1 protein-coding gene is annotated in these 775 nt (G+C 50.1%); it reads right to left on the reverse strand.

Features of this window, described 5'->3' with window-relative positions; all coding sequences use genetic code 11:
- Positions 1-150: 150 nt before the first annotated feature.
- On the reverse strand, positions 151-645 hold the full coding sequence (thpR, locus tag KM934_RS12875; RefSeq protein ID WP_215761030.1) for an RNA 2',3'-cyclic phosphodiesterase: 495 nt from the start codon (positions 643-645) through the stop codon (positions 151-153).
- Between the last annotated feature and the right edge of the window lie 130 nt (positions 646-775).

The raw sequence follows: 775 nt of genomic DNA on the forward strand, positions 1-775 counted from the left end.
ATAAAGTTATATAAACTTAAATATCAGAGAGTTATAAATTATTCAGTAAACACTAATTATACAGATGTTTAGTTGCCTTTTGCGGAGATATTCATTTTTGTTTTATAGAGGAAGATAATCTTTTTCCTTGGTAACGCGTAACGTTTGGGGCTATATTTCCGAATAAACCAGTTGGCCGTCGATGCGCTCCGATTTCATCACAGAAATGCGCTCCACGGGGATGGCCACTTGGGGCGCGGGAAGATGGGTTACGATGTGTGAGGGGCGCAGCACCAAGGAGATATGGGGCAAGAAGGGCGTCGCGCTATAGGCCACGCCATGGGCCGTGAGGCGCTCTCGCAACTGGTTGGCCAAGGCCGTGACCGCCTCGCCATCACTCACCCCACACCAGACAACGCCGGCCTTCGTGGGGAACGTGCCCAACGGGCCTAAGGTCATGGTAAAGGGCTCAAAACGCACCTCGTTCACCGCCTGGCGTATCGTGGGCAGGTCGTAGCGCTCGCCAATGAAGGCAAGTGTCATGTGGAGGTTGCCCCACGCACAATAGTTGCCCTCAACGCCCTGCGCGCGGAGGGCGTTCTGCAAGGCCACGAGCGCCTTCTTTACCTCGTCGCCAAACCGTAAGGCTATGAATATGCGGGCCATGGTGGGATTTGTTTTTCACATGTGATGGTGACAAAGGTAATGGAAAACGCATACAACGCAAAACAAAAGAACATAACTCAAGTTTCGGATTTAGACTTTGAGGTTGAATTTATTGTATAAAAAAGGCTTT

The organism is Hallella faecis (assembly GCF_018789675.1).
Classification (GTDB): domain Bacteria; phylum Bacteroidota; class Bacteroidia; order Bacteroidales; family Bacteroidaceae; genus Prevotella; species Prevotella faecis.